Origin of the sequence: uncultured Escherichia sp. (assembly GCF_948475835.1) — a bacterium.
GTDB lineage: Bacteria > Pseudomonadota > Gammaproteobacteria > Enterobacterales > Enterobacteriaceae > ECMA0423.
In genome coordinates this window covers 1-4,186 of the sequence record NZ_CAOLGM010000207.1, presented here as the reverse complement: position 1 = coordinate 4,186, position 4,186 = coordinate 1, and the positions used below count along the sequence as shown (strand labels likewise).

General features: G+C 50.8%; 4 protein-coding genes and 1 pseudogene. 1 reads left to right on the top strand and 4 read right to left on the bottom strand.

Annotated elements, in window-relative coordinates; all coding sequences use genetic code 11:
- From QZF50_RS22790 to pgpB, 3 genes and pseudogenes are all read right to left on the bottom strand, one after another.
- Positions 1-102: pseudogene (locus tag QZF50_RS22790) on the bottom strand (lipopolysaccharide assembly protein LapB); the annotation flags it as partial.
- A 6-nt stretch (positions 103-108) separates the two neighbouring features.
- Positions 109-417: a lipopolysaccharide assembly protein LapA gene (gene lapA / locus QZF50_RS22785; RefSeq protein WP_000876286.1), complete on the bottom strand. Its 309-nt coding sequence runs from the start codon at positions 415-417 to the stop codon at positions 109-111.
- Between the two features lie 148 nt (positions 418-565).
- Positions 566-1,330: a phosphatidylglycerophosphatase B gene (pgpB, locus tag QZF50_RS22780; RefSeq protein WP_001256538.1), complete on the bottom strand. Its 765-nt coding sequence runs from the start codon at positions 1,328-1,330 to the stop codon at positions 566-568.
- Positions 1,331-1,499: 169 nt separating this feature from the next.
- Between pgpB and ribA the strand changes: the two genes are divergently transcribed.
- Entirely contained in the window at positions 1,500-2,090 is a 591-nt protein-coding gene (gene ribA / locus QZF50_RS22775; RefSeq protein WP_001176295.1) for a GTP cyclohydrolase II, read from the top strand.
- A gap of 63 nt (positions 2,091-2,153) precedes the next feature.
- Here the strand turns inward: ribA and acnA are convergent.
- Positions 2,154-4,186: aconitate hydratase AcnA (acnA, locus tag QZF50_RS22770; protein ID WP_290389006.1), on the bottom strand; the 2,033-nt coding region annotated here is incomplete at its 5' end.

Here is a 4,186-nt window from a genome sequence, read left to right as displayed (position 1 = left end):
GCGGTTGGCTTCATCTTGCTTGTTTTGTTGCGCACTTCTGCGGCCCATATACCAGCCATAGGCAGCGGCTACAGGCAAAAGCAGAAACAACAACTCCAGCATAGAAAGTTATTCCTTCGCCGCTGACGAGTGCGGCACTACAGCCACGTCAGTCGCGGGTGAAAGCTGGTTTTCCAGTCGCTTTATTTTACGTTCAGCGCGCGCCAGGGAAACACGAACTCGCAGCCAGAACAGGCCACAAATCAACCAACCGATAGCAAACCCCGCAGCAAACAATACCGCCAGCAATGTGGAAATACGGTACTCCCCTTGCGCTAACAGATAATTAAACGTCACCTGTTGATCGTTCTGCGCACCCAACGTGACCGAAATCACGAAGATCGCTAACACCAGTAAGAAAATGAGTAAATATTTCACATTACTTCCCGTTATGTGGTTAGAGCGAATAAATTATGGTCAACTTACCGCAATAGCCCTTTAAAGTACCATTTTCGCGCCGTCTGCGAAATGGCATCCACGCGCATTGTTGATGATTTAAGGGCTAAATTCGGAAAATCAACCAGCGTTAACTTTCTTGTTCTCGTTGCGCTATTTCGCGATTTTCTTCCGCAGGTGGTGTTAATGGCCCACAAATTCGTTGCGCAAGCCACGTTGCCACCGCCACCAGCGCCCACGAAATCAACGTAGCTACTACCAGATCGCGTGGCCAATGCATCCCGAGCAGCAGGCGGCTTCCCATGACTCCCGTTGCCCAGACCAGCAAGATAGCAATGGTTAACGTTCGCCGACGCGGCCACAGCAAACCAACGGCCAGCAGTGCCCAACTGGCAGCAAACATCGTGTGACCGGAAGGAAAGGCAAACCCCGTCTCTTTCTGCCAGTGTGAACGCAAATATTGTGGGATATTTTTCTCTTCAGCCAACTGTTCTTTCACTAGATTTCCGCGTTCTGCTCGCTTTAAAGTGTAGAACTCATCAACCGGAATATGATGTGTTTTTTCCAGCCAGATAACAAAAGGTCGTGGTTCCTGGACTTTGTCTTTGATCCAGGATTTAACGCCTTGTCCCACAAGGATTGCGGCCGCCAGAATGGCAAATAATACAAAGGCAGCCTTAATGCGAAAACGCAGACACCAGAGAAACCAGCCGAATAAAATCAAATGTGTAATGACGCCCCAGGGCTGGGTGACAGTTTCAGTAACCCAAAAAGCCGCTTTTAGTAGCCAACTTTGTTCTCCAGGTTGCCAACGCCAGCCAGAAATCCATACGGCTACTGGCATGACAAGCAATAGTGCAGCTCCCACTGCGGTACGTCTGGCAATCGAACGCATGGCCTCTCCTTTTTGATAAGTCCCACAATCATAACTGAAAACGCCAGTTCCAGGAAAAATTGACAGATTTGTGCCATTCCGTGAACGATCGACGCGTCGTGATTAGGTGAACCCCTTCTCGTTATGGCAAAATAAGCCAATACAGAACCAGCATTATCTGGAGAATTTCATGCAGCTTAAACGTGTGGCAGAAGCCAAACTGCCAACCCCATGGGGCGATTTCCTGATGGTGGGATTTGAAGAACTGGCAACCGGACACGATCATGTCGCGCTAGTCTATGGCGATATTTCCGGGCATACCCCGGTACTTGCGCGCGTCCATTCCGAATGTCTGACCGGTGACGCCCTGTTCAGCTTGCGCTGCGATTGTGGCTTCCAGCTCGAAGCGGCATTGACGCAAATTGCCGAGGAAGGCCGTGGTATTTTGCTGTATCACCGTCAGGAAGGTCGTAACATTGGTCTGCTGAATAAAATCCGCGCTTACGCACTGCAGGATCAAGGTTACGATACCGTAGAGGCTAACCACCAGTTAGGCTTCGCCGCTGATGAGCGCGACTTCACTCTTTGCGCTGATATGTTCAAACTCCTTGGCGTCAATGAAGTCCGCTTGTTAACCAATAACCCGAAAAAAGTCGAAATTCTGACCGAAGCAGGGATTAATATTGTTGAACGCGTACCATTGATTGTAGGTCGTAACCCCAATAACGAACATTATCTCGATACCAAAGCCGAGAAAATGGGCCATTTGCTGAACAAATAACCCTCTTGCATTGTGTAATTAGTTTGCTTGCCGGAAGCAAAATAACCGGCAAGCAAATACTTGTTACTTCAACATATTACGAATGACATAATGCAAAATGCCGTCGTTCTGGTAGTAGGTCAACTCCGTCGCGGTGTCGATACGACAACGGCAGGGTACGACCTCCTGGCTACCATCCGCGCGCGTAAGCGTCACCGGAACCGTCGCACCGGGTTGTAGATTTTGCAGATCGCCAATATCAATCTTCTCTTCCCCGGTTAGTCCTAACGTTTTACGCGTTACGCCTTGCGGAAATTCCAGCGGCAGGATGCCCATGCCAATTAAATTCGAACGGTGAATTCGTTCAAACGATTCGGCAATCACCACACGAATTCCAAGCAGACGAGGACCTTTTGCCGCCCAGTCACGGCTTGAGCCTGATCCATACTCTTTCCCGGCAATCACCGCCAGCGGCGTTTGTTCCTGCTTATAGCGCATCGCAGCATCATAAATAGAGACTACGTCGCTGTCAGGTAAATGCCGCGTCATCCCCCCTTCAACGCCAGGCACCATTTCATTACGGATGCGAATATTGGCGAAGGTGCCGCGCATCATCACTTCATGGTTACCACGCCGCGAACCGTAGGAGTTAAAGTCTTTTCGCTCAACCCCCCGACCTTGTAGATATCGACCCGCTGGGCTGTCGGGCTTAATACTGCCCGCCGGAGAGATATGGTCAGTGGTGACTGAATCCCCCAGCATTGCGAGGATCCGCGCACCGTGAATATCTTCCACTGGTGCTGGTGTTGCCTGCATTTCATCAAAGAAAGGCGATAAGCGAATATAGGTTGAGTCCTCCTGCCAACCGTAGGTATCGGATCGTGTGACGTTAATTTCCTTCCACTCTGCTGTGCCTTCAAAAACTTCTGCGTACTCTTTGCGGAACATTTCTGTGGAGACTTGTTCTACCGCACGGGCAATTTCTTGTGCCGATGGCCAGATATCTTTCAGATATACCGGATCGCCTTTACGATCATGGCCGATAGGCTCAGAAGCCAGGTTGATATTCATATTTCCCGCCAGCGCATAGGCAACCACCAGCGGCGGCGAGGCCAGCCAGTTGGTTTTAACCAGCGGATGGATACGGCCTTCAAAGTTACGGTTGCCGGACAGCACTGCACCGACGGTTAAATCGCCTTTTTTGATTGCCGTTTCGATAGGATCGGGCAGCGGCCCAGAGTTACCAATACAGGTGGTACAACCGTATCCCACAAGGTTAAACCCCAGTTCGTCGAGATACGGTGTCAATTTCGCTTTTGCCAGATAATCAGAAACAACTTTCGAGCCTGGTGCCAGCGACGCTTTGACCCACGGTTGCCGCTTGAGGCCAAGAGTTACGGCTTTTTTCGCCAGCAAGCCTGCAGCCATCAGCACACTTGGGTTAGAGGTGTTGGTGCACGAGGTTATCGCAGCAATGACCACAGCGCCATCAGGTAACTGATACTGATGTCCGTTCATAACATAATCGACCGGCTGGCGATCTTTATGCGTGGCATTCACTTCCAGTTCGTTACTGGCGGCAAATGCTTTTGGTACATCGGGCAGTGCAACGCGATCCTGTGGGCGTTTTGGCCCTGCCAGGCTCGCTTCAACGTCATTCATATCCAGTTCTAACGTACTGGTAAAAATCGGTTCATCGCCCGGGTTACGCCACATGCCCTGCGCTTTGGCATATTTTTCGACCAACTCAACCTGATCTTCGCTGCGCCCGCTTAAACGCATGTAATCGAGGGTTACAGCATCGATTGGGAAGAAGCCACAGGTGGCACCATATTCTGGCGACATATTGGCAATGGTGGCGCGATCCGCCAGCGGTAGTGAATCCAGACCATCACCATAAAATTCGACGAATTTCCCCACCACGCCATGTTTGCGCAGCATTTGGGTAACAGTGAGAACTAGGTCTGTGGCGGTAATACCTTCACGTAATTTACCGGTAAGTTTAAAGCCCACTACGTCCGGGATAAGCATGGAAACCGGCTGGCCTAACATTGCGGCTTCTGCTGCGATCCCACCCACGCCCCACCCCAGCACGCCAAGGCCGTTGATCATAGTGG